We start from the raw sequence: 15,910 nt of genomic DNA on the forward strand, positions 1-15,910 counted from the left end.
CGGGGAGGTGCCGTGATGGCCAGGTTCGACCCCTCGGCGTTCGCGCCCGACGACGACACCCCGGTGTTCGTCATCTCGGTCGCGGCCGAGCTCGCCGGAATGCACGCCCAGACGCTGCGGCAGTACGACCGGCTCGGTCTCGTCACGCCCTCCCGGACCCAGGGCGGTGGTCGCCGGTACAGCCAGCGTGACGTCGCCCTGCTGCGCGAAGTGCAGCGGCTCTCCCAGGAGGAGGGCGTCTCGCTCGCCGGCATCGCGCGGATCCTCGAGCTGGAGAACCAGGTCGAAGCCCTCCGCGCCCGCGTCGCCGAGCTGAGTGCCGAGGTCGAGGCGCTCGAGGCCGGCAGCGGCCGCACGACACGGGTGTTCTCGGTGAGCCCGGGCGGAGACGTCTACGCCGCCCGCCTCGGGGAGCGCCCGCGACACTCGGGCAGCCAGGCCCTCGTCGTGTGGCGGCCCACCCGCCGCTGAGACGGGTGTCCGGGCCCGCCGCGCCCGTGCGGTAGACACGGAGGGTGCACCACCGCACCGGTGCTCCCGCCCCGACCGAACGGACCCCACCACCGTGACCGACCCCCGCCACGACCCGGCCGCCCGCGGCTTCGCCAGCGACAACTACTCCGGTGTGCACCCCGAGGTGCTCGAGGCGCTCTCGCTCGTCAACGGTGGCCACCAGTCCTCCTACGGCGCCGACGTCTACACCGCAGCGCTCGAGGACCGGATGCGCCACCTGTTCGGCGAGCACGTCGAGACCTACCCGGTGCTCACCGGCACCGGTGCCAACGTCATCTGCCTCCAGGCGCTCACCGACCGGTGGGGTGCGGTGATCTGCGCGGAGACGGCGCACATCAACGTCGACGAGGGTGGGGCGCCGGAGCGGATGGCCGGGCTGAAGCTGCTCGGCGTCGACACCCCCGACGGCAAGCTGACCCCCGAGCTCGTCGACCTGCGCACCGCAGGGCGCGAGGACGAGCACCGGGCGATGCCCCAGGTCGTCTCGATCACCCAGTCCACCGAGCTCGGCACGCTCTACACCCCCGAGGAGGTCGCGGCGCTGTGCGAGCACGCGCACTCGCTCGGCCTGCGGGTGCACCTCGACGGTGCCCGGCTGGCCAACGCCACGGCCGCGCTCGGCGTCGACGTGCGGGAGTTCACGACCGACGCCGGGGTCGACCTGCTGACCTTCGGTGGCACGAAGAACGGCGCACTCGGGGCCGAGGCGGTCGTCGTGCTCGCGCCCGACGCCGTGAGCCACCTCAAGCACCTGCGCAAGCTGTCGATGCAGCTGGCCTCGAAGATGCGCTTCGTCTCCGCCCAGCTCGACGCACTGCTCACCGACGGGCTGTGGCTGCGCGCGGCGGGGCACGCCAACGCCATGGCCCGGCGGCTCGCCGACGGTGTCGCCGGCCTCGAGGGTGTCGAGGTGCTCTACCCGGTCCAGGCCAACGGCGTCTTCGCCCGCCTCCCGCAGGAGGTCAGCCGCCGCCTCATGCAGCGCTACCCGTTCTACTTCTGGGACGAGGGCGCGGGCGACGTCCGCTGGATGTGCTCCTTCGACACCACCGAGGACGACGTCGACGGCTTCCTCGACGCGCTGCGCGCCGAGCTGGCGCACTGACGCCGGCGCCCCGAGGGTCGCCGCTCAGCCCGCCACGCCGGTCGGCGTGCCGGCCGACGGTGCGCGCCTGCGGGCCAGCCGCTTCATCCCCTCGGCCGGGTGCACCGGCTCGGGCCACTTCGCCAGTGCGGTGTCCCCGTCGGTGCGCCCCGTCAGCCGTCGACGCACGAGGGGGAGCACCTCTCCACGCACGAAGCGGGCCTCCTCGCGGGCGGCCTCGCGCAGGGGTGGACGCCCGGGAGGGTCGCCGAGCGTGCGCAGCCGCAGGGTGTGCTCCAGCCCCACGGTCCGCAGGACGGCCGCCGCCATCCGCTTGTGCCCCCACCGGTTCATGTGCAGCCGGTCCGGGGCCCACAGCCGCCGGTCGTCGTACTCCCGCAGCCGGGCGTGGTCGACCAGGGCGGTGTCGTGGGCGTCGGCGATGTCGCGCACCCCGGCGTTGAACGCCCGCACCCGCCGGGCCAACGGCTCGAGCAGCGCGCTCATCCGCGGGTCGAAGGCGGTGAAGACGACGACGGTGGCGCCGGCGTCAACGAGCGCGCCCACCGCCTCGTCGTAGCGGCCCAGGACGTCGTCGACGTCGGCCCGCAGCGCGAGCAGGTCGTTGCCCCCGGCGAAGTACGTCGCGAGCGTGGGCCGCAGGGCGAGCGCGGAGGCCAGCTGCTCGTCGGCCACCTGGTCGATCCGCTTGCTGCGCAGCGCGAGGTTGGCGTACTCCCACCGCGGGTCGGCCCGCCCGAGCTGGCGCGCCATCCGGTCCGCCCAGCCGCGCAACCCGTTGGGGTAGTGCAGGTGGGGATCGCCGACCCCTTCGGTGAACGAGTCGCCGATCGCGACGAACCGCCCGGCCTGCACCCGCCCATCCGACCCCGCGCCCGCGGTGCGGGCAAGACCCGAGGGCGGCCGGCGCGCAGTGTTCACCCACCCGTCGCCGACGTGTCGTCGGGCGGTCGCCGCCGGCAGGACACACCCTCCCTAGCCTCCGGCACGTGGCACGGTTCGTGGCCCTGGGGGACTCCCTGACCGAGGGGGTCGGCGACCCGCATCCCGCCTACCCCAACGGCTGGCGCGGATGGGCCGAGCTGGTCGCCGACGCCCTGGCCGTCGACGACCCGAGCACCGAGTACGTCAACCTCGCCCTGCGTGGTCGCCGGGTGGCCCAGGTCCTGCAGCACCAGGTCGACCCTGCCGTCGCGCTGCGCCCCACGCTCGTCACCCTCTGGGCCGGCGGCAACGACCTCCTGCTGCCCCGGGTGTGCGTCGACACCGTCGCCGGCACCCTCGACGCGGCGCTGCGGCGGCTCGAGCCCACCGGGGCCCGGGTCCTGCTCTTCACGATCTTCGAGCTCGACCCCTCACCGGTACTGCGGGCGGCCCGGGCGCGCGCGAGCGCCCTCAACGACCGGGTGCGCGCCGTCGCCCGCGCCCGGGGTGCGGAGCTCGTCGACGTCGCCGACGTCGGTCACGACCGGGAGACGTTCTTCTGCCCGGACCGGGTGCACCCCAACGAGGCCGGGCACCTGGAGATCGCCCGACGGGTCGCCGGGGCGCTTCGGCTGGGGCCCGTCCTGCCCGCGGGCCCGGCCGCGGGGGCCGTCGTGCGACGGGTGCCGGGCTGGGCCGGGGAGTGGGGGTGGTGGTTCGGGAGCGTCGTCCCGCACGCGTGGCGGTGGGCCACCGCCGCCGGCAGCCGGGAACGGGTCGACCCCAAGTGGGCCCTGCCGGTGCGGCCGGCCGAGCGGCTCGCGTCCGCGGCCGAGCCGTGAGGGGGGCCGTCGGTCCGGGCGCGGACGGGCTCGGTCGTGGGTAGCGTGGCCCTGCCCGACCGGCCGACCGGCCACCCGCCACCTGCGAGAGAGCGACGATGACGTCACTGCCGAGCATCCTGTCCCACCTGCCCGCCGCGGACGAGGTGCAGCCCGCCTACTCCGCCGGGGTCCTCCTGCTCGTCGCGGTGGCCGCCGTCGCCGTCCTGCTGTTCCTCATCATGCGGCTGCGGCTGCACGCCTTCGTCGCCCTCGTGCTCGTCAGCCTCGTCACCGCTCTCGTGACGAAGATCCCGTTCGCGGAGGTCGTCCCCACCCTGCTCGACGGGTTCGGGTCCACGCTGGCGAGCGTCGCGCTGCTCGTCGGCCTCGGCGCGATGATCGGTCGGCTGCTCGAGGTGAGCGGTGGGGCGCAGGTGCTCGCGGACACCCTCGTCGCCCGCTTCGGGGAGCACCGCGCGCCGCTCGCCCTCGGCGTCGCGTCGCTCCTGTTCGGCTTCCCGATCTTCTTCGACGCCGGTCTCGTGGTCATGCTCCCGATCATCTTCAGCGTCGCCCGGCGCTTCGGGGGCTCGGTCCTGGTCTACGCCCTCCCGGCGGCGGGGGCCTTCGCCGTCATGCACGCCTTCGTCCCCCCGCACCCCGGCCCGGTCGCGGCCGGGCAGATCCTCGGCGCCGACATCGGGCTGCTCGTCCTCGTCGGGCTCGTCGTCGGCATCCCGACCTGGTTCGTCGCCGCCTACCTCTTCGGGACCTTCGTCGGCCGCCGGATCGACGTCGCCGTCCCCGAGCTGCTCTCCGGCGGTGCCCACGAGCCGGAGGGGTCCGAGGAGCATCCCGCACCGGCCTTCGGCACCGTCCTGGCCCTCCTCCTGCTACCGCTGGCCCTGATCTTCCTCAACACCGGGCTGAACACGCTCGGGACCTACGAGGTCGTCGACGCCGAGGCGACGTGGGTCGGCCTGCTGCGGATGCTCGGTGAGACCCCGGTCGCCCTGCTCGTCACCGTGCTCGTGGCCACCGTGGTCCTCGGCCGGGGGCGCTCGAAGGCGGACGTCGAGGAGCTGCTCAACGGCGCGCTGGCCCCGGTCTGCGCGATCATCCTCATCACCGGCGCCGGCGGGATGTTCGGGGGCGTGCTGCGGGCCAGCGGCATCGGCGAGGCCCTCGCCGGCTCGCTCGAGGACGTCGGGCTCCCGGTCATCGTCGCGGCCTTCCTCGTCGCGACGGCGCTGCGCGTCGCCCAGGGGTCGGCGACCGTGGCGCTGACGACCACCGCCGGGCTGCTCGCGCCGACCATCGAGGCGGTGGGAACCCTCTCGAGCATCGACCTGGCCTGCATCGTCGTCGCCATCGCGTGCGGCTCGACGGTGCTCTCGCACGTCAACGACTCCGGCTTCTGGCTCGTCGGCCGCTTCCTCGGGATGGACGTGCGCACGACGCTGCGCACGTGGACGGTCATGGAGACGCTCATCGGCGTCGTCGGCTTCGCGCTCGCGGCGACGGTGAGCGTGGTGCTGTGAGCACCGCACGGCTCGCGGGGCACGGGCGCACCCGGCACGTCGTCGTCATGGGGGTCTCCGGCTGCGGCAAGTCGACGGTGGCCGAGGGGATCTCCGAGGCGCTGGGCCTGCCCTTCGCCGAGGCCGACCGGTTCCACCCCGAGAGCAACATCGCCAAGATGTCCGCGGGCACGCCGCTGACCGACGCCGACCGGCGGCCCTGGCTGGCCGACCTCGCGGCCTGGATGGCGGCCCAGGCACGCGAGGGGCAGTCGACCGTCATGGCCTGCTCGGCGCTGCGCCGCTCCTACCGGGACATCCTGCGCTCGGGCCCCCCGCAGGTGCAGTTCGTCCACCTCGACGGCCCCAGCGAGCTGATCTCGGCGCGGATGTCGGCCCGGCCCGACCACTTCATGCCGGCCGCGCTCCTGCAGTCGCAGGTCGCGACGCTCGAGCCGCTCGAGCCCGACGAGGACGGCGTCGTCCTCGACCTGCGCCAGGACCCCGACACCCTCGTCGACGCCGCGGTGCGCTGGCTCGCCGCGCACTGACCGTCCGGCCGCCCCGCCCTTCCGTGCTTGAGTGGAATACACTCAAGTTTGCTGAGCGTTGAATCGAGCGACGCCCAGCCACCGCACGCGAAGGAGAGGACGGATGGAGCTCAAGCCGACGACGAAGGTCGCCGAGGCGCTCGCGCTCGCCCAGCGGGCCGCCCAGAGCGCCGGCCACGCCGAGATCACCCCCGACCACCTGACGAGCGCCGTCGTCCAGCTCGACACCGCGCAGGCCGACGCGCTGCTCCAGGCCGCCGGCACCGGGGCCGGGCACGTGCTCGCCCAGGCCGACGCCCGGCTGCGGTCCCTGCCGACGACGAGCGGCAGCACCGCCCAGCCCCCCGCCGTCGGCCGCGAGGCGCTCGCCGTCCTCCAGCAGGCCGACACCCTGATGCGCGCCAAGGGCGACTCCTTCCTCGCGCTCGACCTGCTCCTGCTCGCGCTCGCCGAGACCGGCCACCTCGCCGCCGTCGAGAAGCGCGGCGCGGCCGACATGGAGCGCCGGATCGAGGAGCTGCGCGGCGGGCGGACGGTCACCTCCGAGACGCCGGCGGAGGCCGGTGAGGCGCTGGCCCAGTACGGCACCGACCTGACCCAGGCCGCCCGTGACGGCCGCCTCGACCCGGTCATCGGCCGGGACGACGAGATCCGCCGGGTCGTCCAGGTCCTCTCCCGCCGGACGAAGAACAACCCCGTCCTCATCGGCGAGCCCGGCGTCGGCAAGACGGCGGTCGTCGAGGGCCTGGCCCAGCGCATCGTCGACGGCGACGTGCCCGAGAGCCTGCGGGACAAGCGGCTCGTCAGCCTCGACCTCGGCGCCATGGTCGCCGGCGCGAAGTACCGCGGGGAGTTCGAGGAGCGGTTCAAGGCGGTCCTCGAGGAGATCCGCGACAGCGACGGTCAGGTCGTCACCTTCATCGACGAGCTGCACACGGTCGTCGGTGCCGGCGCCACCGGCGACTCGGCGATGGACGCCGGCAACATGCTCAAGCCGATGCTCGCCCGGGGCGAGCTGCGCCTCGTCGGGGCCACGACGCTCGACGAGTACCGCGAGCACATCGAGAAGGACCCCGCGCTCGAGCGCCGCTTCCAGCAGGTGTTCGTCGGGGAGCCGAGCGTCGAGGACACGATCGCGATCCTGCGCGGCCTCAAGGAACGCTACGAGGCGCACCACAAGGTCGAGATCGAGGACTCCGCGCTCGTGGCGGCCGCGTCCCTCTCGGACCGGTACATCACCGGACGCCAGCTGCCGGACAAGGCGATCGACCTCGTCGACGAGGCGGCCTCCCGGCTGCGGATGGAGATCGACTCCAGCCCGGTCGAGATCGACGTCCTGCGCCGCCAGGTCGACCGGCTGAAGATGGAGGAGCTGCACCTCGCCCAGGAGACCGACGAGGCGAGCGTGGAGCGCCTCGAGCGCCTGCGCGCCGACCTCGCCGACAAGACCGAGGAGCTCGACGCGCTCAACGCGCGGTGGGCCGCGGAGAAGGAGGGCCTCAACCGGGTCGGCGACCTCAAGGCGCGCCTGGACGACCTGCGCACGCAGGCCGACCGGATGCAGCGCGAGGGCGACTACGAGGGCGCCTCGAGGCTGCTCTACGGCGAGATCCCCGCCCTCCAGGGCCAGCTCGAGGCGGCCCAGGCGGCCGAGTCCGAGGCCGAGGCCGACCTCATGGTCAAGGAGCGCGTCGGCGCCGACGACATCGCCGAGGTCATCGCGGCCTGGACCGGCATCCCGGCCGGCCGCCTCCTGCAGGGCGAGACCGAGAAGCTGCTCTCGATGGAGGCGATCATCGGGGCGCGCCTCATCGGCCAGGGCGAGGCGGTGCGCGCCGTCTCCGACGCGGTGCGCCGCAGCCGCGCGGGCCTGTCCGACCCCGACCGCCCGACCGGGTCCTTCCTCTTCCTCGGGCCGACCGGTGTCGGCAAGACCGAGCTGGCCAAGTCGCTCGCGGACTTCCTCTTCGACGACGAGCGGGCCATGGTCCGCATCGACATGTCCGAGTACTCCGAGCGGCACGCGGTGGCGCGGCTCATCGGCGCTCCGCCCGGGTACGTCGGCTACGAGGAGGGCGGCCAGCTCACCGAGGCGGTGCGCCGCCGGCCCTACTCCGTCGTGCTCCTCGACGAGGTCGAGAAGGCCCACCCGGAGACCTTCGACATCCTCCTGCAGGTGCTCGACGACGGGCGGCTCACCGACGGTCAGGGGCGCACGGTCGACTTCCGCAACGTCATCCTCGTGATGACCTCGAACCTCGGCTCGCAGTACCTGCTCGACGTCACCCTCGACCGGGAGGCCCGCCGGGAGGCGGTCATGGCCGCGGTGCGCGGTGCCTTCAAGCCCGAGTTCCTCAACCGGCTCGACGAGGTCGTCGTCTTCGACCCGCTGAGCACCGAGGAGCTGGCCCGGATCGTCGACCTCCAGGTGCACGAGCTGGGTGCCCGCCTGCACGACCGCAGGATCACCCTCGAGGTCACCGACGAGGCCAAGGCCTGGCTCGCGCGCACCGGATACGACCCCGCCTTCGGTGCCCGGCCGCTGCGGCGGCTGGTCCAGCGCGAGATCGGCGACCGGCTCGCGAGTGCCCTGCTCGCGGGAGAGATCCGCGACGGCGACACCGTCACGGTCGACCGGGACGCCGAGAACGACACGCTGACCCTGGCGTGAGGCCGGGTGGGGCGGCGCCCGCGCGACGCCGTCCCACCCCGGAGGTAGCGTCGTGTGCATGGCCACCGTGAGCGACATCCTCCTCGACGCCCTGGACCGGGTCCGCGAGACCGTGCACGGTCTGCTCGACGACACCCCGGCCGACCGGCTCGCCGAGCCGCCGGCCGAGGGCGCGAACACGGTCGCGTGGCTCGTGTGGCACCTGACCCGGGTGCTCGACACCCACGTCGCCGACGCGTTCGACCGGGACGTCGTGTGGACGACCGGTGGGTGGTACGAGCGGTTCGACCTGCCCTTCCCGGCGAGTGCTCACGGGTACGGGATGTCCTACGAGGACGTGCTCGCGGTGCGTCCCTCGGCGCAGGACCTGCGGGGGTACTTCGAGGCCACGTACGAGCTCGTCGCGGACGCCCTGCGCGGCGTCACCGAGCGCGACCTCGACCGGGTCGTCGACGACAGCTGGGACCCGCCGGTCACCCTGGCCGTGCGGCTGGTGAGCGCGCTCAACGACGCCACCCAGCACGTCGGGCAGGCCTCCTACGCCGCCGGTGTGCTCGCCCGCGGCTAGCCGCGCGACGACGCAGGCTCAGCCGCGCCGGGTCGTGCGAGGGCTGGCGCCCTGGCCGTCGGGGCCGACCGGCACCCGCAGCGGCGGCACTCCCGTCAGCCACTTGCGGTAGTGCACGTGGCCGCTCCAGCGCGCCAGTTCCTCCCACAGCGCGGCGTGCGCGGCCCACGGCAGGGGCTCCTCCCCCTCCCGCCACGAGGCGCCGAAGGAGACCCACACCGGAACCCAGTGTGCCGCGTGGTCCCAGGCCCCGCGACGGGCCTCGAGCATCCGCCGGCGGTACTGGAACGCCTGCCGTGGGCCGTCCGCGCAGATCGGCGCGGTCGCCATCGGCCACACCCGCAGGTCGAGGTGCATCAGGGACACCTCGAGCGCGGCGAGCACCGCGGGGTCGACGAGGACCGTCGCGACGTTCTCGTGGGGCGGGCGGGTCATCACGGCACGGTAACCCGCGCCCCGGGGGTGCGTCAGCCCCCGGTCCGCCCCGCGTTCCTCAGCCGTCGAGCTCGACGAGGACCGGTGCGTGGTCGCTCGCGCCGGTGCCCTTGCGCTCCTCGCGGTCGATGACGGCGCCGGCCACCCGCTCGGCGAACGCGGCCGACCCGAGGACGAAGTCGATCCGCATGCCCCGCTTCTTGGGGAACGCGAGCCGCTGGTAGTCCCAGTACGTGTAGACCCCCGGCCCCGGCGCGTGCGGGCGGACGACGTCGACGAAGCCGGCCTCGAGGAAGGCGGAGAACGCGGCCCGCTCCGGCGGGCTCACGTGCGACTTGTCCGCGTAGTACTCCATCGACCACACGTCCTCGTCGCGGGGCGCGATGTTCCAGTCGCCGCAGAGCGCGACGGGGGTGCCGTCGGCCGCCCACTCCACCGCGCGCTCGCGCAGCCGCGCGAGCCACTCGAGCTTGTAGACCATGTGCGGGTCCTCGAGGGAGCGCCCGTTGGGGACGTAGAGCGACCACAGCCGCACGCCACCGCAGGTCGCGCCGATGGAGCGGGCCTCGGCCGCGAGGGGCTCGCCCCAGCCCGGGGCGCCGTCGAACCCGACCTGGACGTCCTCGAGGCCGACGCGCGAGAGGATGGCGACGCCGTTCCACTGGTTGAGCCCGTGGTGGGCCACCTCGTAGCCGAGGTCGCGCAGCCGGTCGTGCGGGAACTGGTCGTCGCGGGCCTTGGTCTCCTGCATGGCGAGGACGTCGACGTCGGCGCGCTCCAGCCAGGCCGCGACGCGGTCGATGCGGGAGCGGATGGAGTTGACGTTCCAGGTCGCGATGCGCACGTGGCCACCCTAACGACGGCCGCGGACGCCGGCGCCGGGTCTGCGGACCGGCGGCCCGCGCCCGGCAAGGTCGTACGGTGGGCGGGTGACCACCTCCCTCGTCACCGGCGCCTCCTCGGGCATCGGGCGCGCCTTCGCCGAACGGCTCGCCCGTGAAGGGCACGACCTCGTCGTCGTCGCCCGCGACCGGGCGCGCCTGGAGCGCCTGGCCGGCGAGCTGCACGACCGGCACGGCGTCTCGGTCGACGTCCTCGTCGCCGACCTCGCCGACCGCGAGCAGACCGAGGAGGTGTGCCTGCGCCTCGCCGACCGCGACCGGCCCGTCGACCTCCTGGTGAACAACGCCGGGTTCGGGCTGCGCGGGCGCTTCCTCGACAACGACGTCGTCCAGGAGGAGGCGGCGCTCGACGTCATGGTGCGCGCGGTGCTGCTCACCTCGCACGCCGCCGGCCGGGCCATGCGCGAGCGCGGGCGGGGGCGGATCGTCAACGTCAGCTCGGTCGCCTCGTTCCTCGCCGGCGACACCTACTCGGCGGAGAAGTCGTTCGTCACGGTGTTCTCGGAGGGTCTCGCCGGCCAGCTCGCGGGCACCGGGGTCACCGTCACCGCCGTGTGCCCGGGCCTGACCCGCAGCGAGTTCCACGAGCGGGCCCGGATGTCGCTCGCGGGAGTCCCCCGCTCGCTGTGGCTGGATGCCGACGAGGTGGCCCGTCAGGGGCTCGCCGACGCCGCGGCCGGCCGGGTCGTCTCGGTGCCGGGGGTCCAGTGGCGCGCCCTCTCCCTCCTCGTGCGCGCGCTGCCCCGGCCGGCGCTGCGGCGGGTCTCGCGGCTGGTCTCCGGGCCGCGCCGCCGGTAAAGCACCTACGGTGGAGCCGTGACCGACCTCGCCGCCGACCGCGCCCGCCTCCTGCAGATCATCCGCGACCAGGCCGTCGTCCACGGCCGGGTGACCCTCTCCTCGGGCGCGCAGGCCGACTACTACGTCGACCTGCGGCGGGTCACGCTCGACGGGGTGGCGAGCCCGCTCGTCGGCCGCGTCATGCTCGACCTCGTCGCGGACCTCGAGTTCGACGCGGCCGGAGGCCTCACCCTCGGCGCCGACCCCGTCGCGACGGCGATGCTCCACGCGCGGGCGGCCGCCGGGGGCCGGCTCGACGCGTTCGTCGTCCGCAAGGCCGGCAAGGCCCACGGACTCCAGCAGCGGATCGAGGGCCCGGGCATCGAGGGCCGCCGGGTGCTCGTCGTCGAGGACACCTCGACGACCGGCGCGTCGCCGCTCGAGGCCTCCCGGGCCTGCCAGGAGGCGGGGGCCACGGTCGTCGCGGTCGCGACGATCGCCGACCGCGCGACGGGCGCCGCGGAGCGGTTCGCGCAGGCCGGCCTCGAGTACCGTCACGTGTTCGGTCTCGAGGACCTCGGGCTGGGCTGAGCCTGTCGCGCCGGCGCGGCCGGCCGTCTCAGGCCCGGCTGCCCACCTGCGCGACCTCCCCGCTGCGGACCCGCCGGAAGTAGCCGTGGATCACCGCGCGCACCGGGCCGGCCATGAGGTAGAGGCCGACGAGGTTCGGGACGCTCATGAGGAAGATCGCCGAGTCCGAGAACTCGATGACCGGCTCGAGGGCGGCCGCGGACCCGATGACGGTGAAGCAGAGGAAGAGGACTTTGAAGGCGTTCTCGGCGACCGGGTTGTCGCCGAAGAGGAAGCCGGTGGCCTTCATGCCGTAGTAGGACCAGCTGATCATCGTCGAGAACGCGAAGAGGACGACCGCCAGGGCGAGGACCAGGGGGAACCAGGGCAGCACGGTCTCGAAGGAGCGTGAGGTGAGGCCCACCCCGCCGAGCTTGCTGGCGTCGCCGTCGTCCCAGGTGCCGGTGATGATGATGGTCAGGGCGGTCATCGTGCAGATGACGACCGTGTCGATGAACGGCTCGAGCATCGCGACGAAGCCCTCGGTCGCCGGCTCCCGGGTCTTGACCGCCGAGTGCGCGACCGACGCCGAGCCCAGGCCGGCCTCGTTGGAGAAGGCCGCCCGCTGGAAGCCGACGATCAGGGCTCCGACGACGCCGCCGGCGATGCCCTCGGGCCGGAAGGCACCGCCGATGATCTCGCCGACGGCGGCGGGGACCGAGGTGACGTTCCACACGAGCACGACGAGACAGGCCGCGAGGTAGAGCACCGCCATGAACGGCACGACCTTCTCGGTGACCCGGGCGATGCTCTTGATCCCCCCGAGGATGACCGCCCCCGCCAGGGCTGCGAACACCAGCCCGACGACCCAGGGCACGTCGGCGAGGAAGGAGCTCTCGCCGCCGGTGACGTCGATGATCTGGGCGGTGGCCTGGTTGGACTGGAACATGTTCCCGCCGCCCACGGCCCCCCCGATCATGCACAGGGCGAAGAAGGCGGCGAGGACCTGCCCGAGGGGGCGCATCCCGCGCTCGGCGAGGCCGTCGCGCAGGTAGTACATCGGACCGCCGGACACCGACCCGTCGGGGTGCTCCCGGCGGTACTTCACCCCCATCATGCACTCGGCCATCTTCGTGGCCATGCCGAGCAGGCCGGCGACGATCATCCACAGCGTCGCCCCCGGCCCCCCGAGGGAGATGGCCACCGCCACACCGGCGATGTTGCCGAGCCCCACCGTGCCGGACACCGCGGTCGCGAGCGCCTGGAAGTGCGACACCTCGCCCTCGTCGTCCGGGCTGGAGTACTTGCCCCGCACGAGGTCGATGGACAGCTTGGGCCCGCGCACCTGCATGAACCCGAGCCAGACCGTGAAGAAGGCCCCGGCGAGGACGAGCCAGAGCACGATGAGCGGCATCTTGGTGTCGAAGACCGGGACGGCGTAGAAGACCTTGTCGCTGATCCACGTCGAGACGTCGGTGAAGATCTCCACGGGGTTCATCAGGGCACCACCGTCACGGGCAGATGGGCATGCTGGACCAGGCGGCTCGCGACCGACCCGAACACGGCCTCGCGCAGGCCGCCGTCGCCGGTGCGCCCGACGATGATGTGGACGGCGCCGGTCTCGGCGGCGACGTCGGTGATCGTCTCCGAGGGCTTGCCGTGGTGGACCAGCTCCTCGTGCGACACACCGGCCCGCTCGGCGATGTCGGCCATGGGCGCGAGGATCTGCTCGGTCGCGGCCGCCACCTCGCGGGCCTTCTCCCGGTGGCGGTGCTCGTTCTCGCTCGGGGTCTGGAACGAGTAGGGCGTCCAGGGGATGACGTGGACGAGGACGACCCGCCAGTCGTTGTGCTGGGCGCGCTCGACGGCGAACTCCACGGCGCGGGTGGACGCGTCGCTGTTGTCGACTCCGACGACGACGGTCTCCATGGGGCCTCCCGGTCTGGCGATCGGTGCGGTCCCGGAGAACCCTAGCGGTGCGGTGTGATGTGCGCCACAGGGCGGGTTCCGTAGGATCGCCGTAGTCCACGTCCGGGAGGATCGTCGTCGTGATCGTGCTCATCGTCATCGTCGTGCTCGTGCTCGCTGTCCTGCTGTGGGGGGTCGCGGCGTACAACGGCCTGATCCGGCTGCGCAACCTCGCCCAGGAGGCCTGGCGCCAGATCGACGTCGAGCTCACCCGGCGGCACGACCTCATCGGCAACCTCGTCGAGACGGTCAAGGGCTACGCGGCGCACGAGCGCAGCACGCTCGAGGAGGTGATCGCGGCGCGCGCCACGGCGATGGCCCCGGGCCAGTCCCCGGCGCAGCAGGCCGAGAGCGAGAACCTCCTCAGCCAGGCCCTCGGCCGGCTCATCGCCGTCGCCGAGGCCTACCCCGACCTGAAGGCCAACGAGAACTTCCTCGCCCTGCAGGGCGAGCTCACCTCGACCGAGGACCGGATCGCCTCGGCCCGCCGGTACTACAACGCGACGGTGCGCGACCTGAACACCCGCGTCGAGACGGTGCCGACGAACGTCGTGGCCAACCTCTTCTCGGTCCGACGGGCGGAGTACTTCGAGGCCGCCGGGGAGGAGCGGGTGGCGCCCAGGGTCGACTTCGACCAGCGTGGTGAGGCGGCCCCGCCGGCCGGTGAGGGCCAGGCCTAGGAGCGCATCGCGGCGAGTCGTTCGCGGGCGCGGCCGAGCCCACGTGCCCTGCGGCGTAGGCCGGCCCACGGGTCGGCCCGCTGTGCCAGGCGCCGCCGCACCCTCGCCAGGTCGTAGCCGTCCGGCTCCACCGACGACAGCTCCTCCCACTCGAGCGGGGTCGACACCGGCGCGCCGGGCCGGGCGCGGGGGGCGTACGGCGCGACGACGGTCTGCCCGTAGCCGTTGCGCAGGACGTCGAGGTAGACCAGGTCGCCGCGGTCGGCGACCCGGGCCGCCCGGGTGAACAGCCCGGGCTCGCGCTCGACGAGCAGGTCGGCGGCCTCCGCCGCGACCGCGCGGACCTCGTCGAAGCCAGCCTCGGGCCGCAGCGGCACCGTGACGTGGTAGCCCCGCGAGCCGGTGGTGCGCAGGAACGGGACGAGCCCGAGCCCGTCGAGCAGCTCGCCGACGAGGCGGGTGGCCCGGCGCAGGGCCGGCAGGTCCCGTCCGCTCGGGTCGAGGTCGACGACGAGCAGGTCGGGCTGGTGCAGGTGCCGGCGCCGGCTGAGCCACACATGGGGTGTGACGCAGGCCTGCTGGGCGAGATAGACGAGGCTACGGGCGTTCGAGACGACGACCTGCTCCTGTTCGCCGTCCGCAGTCGGCACCGTGACCCGGTCGACCCACTCCGGGAAGTGCGCCGGGATCCGCTTCTCGTAGAAGCCGTGGCCGCCGATGCCGTCAGGGAAGCGCTGCATGCTCACCGGGCGGTCTCGCAGGTGGGGGAGCATGACGTCGGCGACGTCGTCGTAGTAGTGCGCGAGGTCGGTCTTGGTCACCCCCCGCCACAGCTCCTTGTCCGGGTGGGTGACCTCCACGTCGTGGACGGTCTCGGTGGATGCCATCGCTCAGCCCTCCCGGACGACCTCGGCGGGGTCCTTGTCGGTGCGCAGGCCCAGGAAGCGCGGATGCCGCAGCTGGCCCCCGGAGGTCCACTCGGTGAAGGCCAGCTGCGCGACCAGCTCGGGGCGCACCCAGTGCGCGCCGGCCGTCGGCAGCCGGCCGCGGGTGCACGGAGAAGAGCTGCGCGCCAGACCCTCGAGTCGCGCTCGCAGGTCACGAAGGACCCTCTCGGAGAAGCCGGTCCCGACCTTGCCCGCGTAGACGACCTCATCGCTCCCGGCCGTCTCGTGGTAGCCGAGGAGCAGCGCACCGAGGCCGCGGCGCGATCCCTCCGGGTCGGTCCAGCCGACGACGAGCAGCTCCTGGCCGGCCTCGCACTTGAACTTCAACCAGTCCGTGGTCCGTCCGCGGCCATAGGGGGCGTCGGCCCGCTTGGCGACGAGGCCCTCCCAGCCCCGGGCGCAGACCTCGCCGAGGTACGTGGCGTCGGCGTGCACCCGGTGCGGCGTCAGCCGTAGCGGGTCACCGGTGCGCACGGTGGCCCGGAGCAGCCGCTGGCGTGCGGTGAGCGGTTCGTCCCGCACGTCTGCCCCGTCGGCGCGGAGGACATCGAAGAGGTAGTAGAAGACCGGCGTGCGCCGCGCCCTGGCCGCCGCCCCCCGGGCGTGGATGCGTGGCTGGAGGCGGGCGAAGCTCGTGTGCGGCCCGTCGAAGGCGACGACCTCACCGTCGAGCAGCACCTCGCCCACGGCCCGGGTCGTGATCGCCTCGGCGACCTCGGGGAAGCTCTCCGTGACGTCCCGGCCGGAGCGAGACCACAGCGTGGTCGACGTACCACGTCGCTCGGCCAGCACCCGCATGCCGTCCAGCTTGCGCTCGTAGAGCCACCCGTCGGCGAAGAACGGCTCGTGGCAGAGCGTGGCGAGCGCCGGCGCGGGCAGGTCACGTGCAGGCACGGTCGGCTCCTTCCCTGGCACGGGCGGGCGCTACCCCGTCGGCGAGCGTGCCACACGT

17 protein-coding genes are annotated in these 15,910 nt (G+C 73.7%); 10 read left to right on the forward strand and 7 right to left on the reverse strand.

Going from position 1 to position 15,910, the window contains the following annotated elements:
• The first annotated feature begins 15 nt into the window (after positions 1-15).
• Positions 16-471: a heat shock protein transcriptional repressor HspR gene (locus G8D98_RS11170; RefSeq protein ID WP_166103055.1), complete on the forward strand. Its 456-nt coding sequence runs from the start codon at positions 16-18 to the stop codon at positions 469-471.
• A gap of 94 nt (positions 472-565) precedes the next feature.
• Positions 566-1,618, forward strand: a complete 1,053-nt coding sequence (locus G8D98_RS11175) for a threonine aldolase family protein (protein ID WP_166103058.1) — start codon at positions 566-568, stop codon at positions 1,616-1,618.
• A 24-nt stretch (positions 1,619-1,642) separates the two neighbouring features.
• Here G8D98_RS11175 and G8D98_RS11180 read toward each other — a convergent pair whose 3' ends face one another.
• Positions 1,643-2,473: an SGNH/GDSL hydrolase family protein gene (locus tag G8D98_RS11180; RefSeq protein ID WP_166103061.1), complete on the reverse strand. Its 831-nt coding sequence runs from the start codon at positions 2,471-2,473 to the stop codon at positions 1,643-1,645.
• Positions 2,474-2,607: 134 nt separating this feature from the next.
• On the opposite strand from G8D98_RS11180, the gene G8D98_RS11185 reads away from it, so the two are divergent.
• The 5 genes from G8D98_RS11185 to G8D98_RS11205 all read left to right on the forward strand — a co-directional run bounded on the left by G8D98_RS11185 (position 2,608) and on the right by G8D98_RS11205 (position 8,676).
• Positions 2,608-3,384 carry an SGNH/GDSL hydrolase family protein gene (locus G8D98_RS11185; protein ID WP_166103063.1) on the forward strand — a complete coding sequence of 259 codons (777 nt, stop codon included), beginning with the start codon at positions 2,608-2,610 and terminating at the stop codon, positions 3,382-3,384.
• A gap of 98 nt (positions 3,385-3,482) precedes the next feature.
• Positions 3,483-4,907: a GntP family permease gene (locus tag G8D98_RS11190; protein ID WP_166103066.1), complete on the forward strand. Its 1,425-nt coding sequence runs from the start codon at positions 3,483-3,485 to the stop codon at positions 4,905-4,907.
• Entirely contained in the window at positions 4,904-5,437 is a 534-nt protein-coding gene (locus tag G8D98_RS11195; protein WP_229661966.1) for a gluconokinase, read from the forward strand. Before G8D98_RS11190 ends, G8D98_RS11195 begins: the two co-directional genes overlap by 4 nt.
• Positions 5,438-5,540: 103 nt before the next feature.
• Positions 5,541-8,108, forward strand: a complete 2,568-nt coding sequence (gene clpB, locus G8D98_RS11200) for an ATP-dependent chaperone ClpB (protein ID WP_166103069.1) — start codon at positions 5,541-5,543, stop codon at positions 8,106-8,108.
• Between the two features lie 58 nt (positions 8,109-8,166).
• Positions 8,167-8,676, forward strand: a complete 510-nt coding sequence (locus G8D98_RS11205) for a mycothiol transferase (RefSeq protein ID WP_166103071.1) — start codon at positions 8,167-8,169, stop codon at positions 8,674-8,676.
• Between the two features lie 18 nt (positions 8,677-8,694).
• Here G8D98_RS11205 and G8D98_RS11210 read toward each other — a convergent pair whose 3' ends face one another.
• A complete protein-coding gene (locus G8D98_RS11210) occupies positions 8,695-9,111 on the reverse strand; it encodes a hypothetical protein (RefSeq protein ID WP_166103074.1) in 417 nt (138 codons plus the stop codon).
• 58 nt (positions 9,112-9,169) lie between these two features.
• On the reverse strand, positions 9,170-9,955 hold the full coding sequence (locus tag G8D98_RS11215) for an exodeoxyribonuclease III (protein ID WP_166103076.1): 786 nt from the start codon (positions 9,953-9,955) through the stop codon (positions 9,170-9,172).
• Between the two features lie 85 nt (positions 9,956-10,040).
• Between G8D98_RS11215 and G8D98_RS11220 the strand changes: the two genes are divergently transcribed.
• Both G8D98_RS11220 and pyrE read left to right on the forward strand, forming a co-directional pair.
• Positions 10,041-10,811, forward strand: a complete 771-nt coding sequence (locus G8D98_RS11220) for an SDR family NAD(P)-dependent oxidoreductase (RefSeq protein ID WP_166103079.1) — start codon at positions 10,041-10,043, stop codon at positions 10,809-10,811.
• A gap of 18 nt (positions 10,812-10,829) precedes the next feature.
• On the forward strand, positions 10,830-11,384 hold the full coding sequence (gene pyrE, locus G8D98_RS11225; protein ID WP_166103082.1) for an orotate phosphoribosyltransferase: 555 nt from the start codon (positions 10,830-10,832) through the stop codon (positions 11,382-11,384).
• Positions 11,385-11,412: 28 nt separating this feature from the next.
• Here pyrE and G8D98_RS11230 read toward each other — a convergent pair whose 3' ends face one another.
• Both G8D98_RS11230 and G8D98_RS11235 read right to left on the reverse strand, forming a co-directional pair.
• Positions 11,413-12,861, reverse strand: a complete 1,449-nt coding sequence (locus G8D98_RS11230) for an alanine/glycine:cation symporter family protein (RefSeq protein WP_166103084.1) — start codon at positions 12,859-12,861, stop codon at positions 11,413-11,415.
• A complete protein-coding gene (locus G8D98_RS11235) occupies positions 12,861-13,292 on the reverse strand; it encodes a universal stress protein (RefSeq protein ID WP_166103087.1) in 432 nt (143 codons plus the stop codon). The genes G8D98_RS11230 and G8D98_RS11235 overlap by 1 nt, the downstream gene beginning before the upstream one ends.
• A gap of 119 nt (positions 13,293-13,411) precedes the next feature.
• On the opposite strand from G8D98_RS11235, the gene G8D98_RS11240 reads away from it, so the two are divergent.
• Positions 13,412-14,011: a LemA family protein gene (locus G8D98_RS11240; protein ID WP_308788834.1), complete on the forward strand. Its 600-nt coding sequence runs from the start codon at positions 13,412-13,414 to the stop codon at positions 14,009-14,011.
• Here the strand turns inward: G8D98_RS11240 and ligD (G8D98_RS11245) are convergent.
• Positions 14,008-14,898, reverse strand: a complete 891-nt coding sequence (gene ligD, locus G8D98_RS11245) for a non-homologous end-joining DNA ligase (RefSeq protein ID WP_166103090.1) — start codon at positions 14,896-14,898, stop codon at positions 14,008-14,010. The genes G8D98_RS11240 and ligD (G8D98_RS11245) overlap by 4 nt on opposite strands.
• 3 nt (positions 14,899-14,901) lie before the next feature.
• On the reverse strand, positions 14,902-15,852 hold the full coding sequence (gene ligD, locus G8D98_RS11250; protein WP_166103093.1) for a non-homologous end-joining DNA ligase: 951 nt from the start codon (positions 15,850-15,852) through the stop codon (positions 14,902-14,904).
• Positions 15,853-15,910: the final 58 nt, after the last annotated feature.

The organism is Phycicoccus endophyticus (assembly GCF_011326735.1).
Lineage (GTDB): Bacteria > Actinomycetota > Actinomycetes > Actinomycetales > Dermatophilaceae > Phycicoccus > Phycicoccus endophyticus.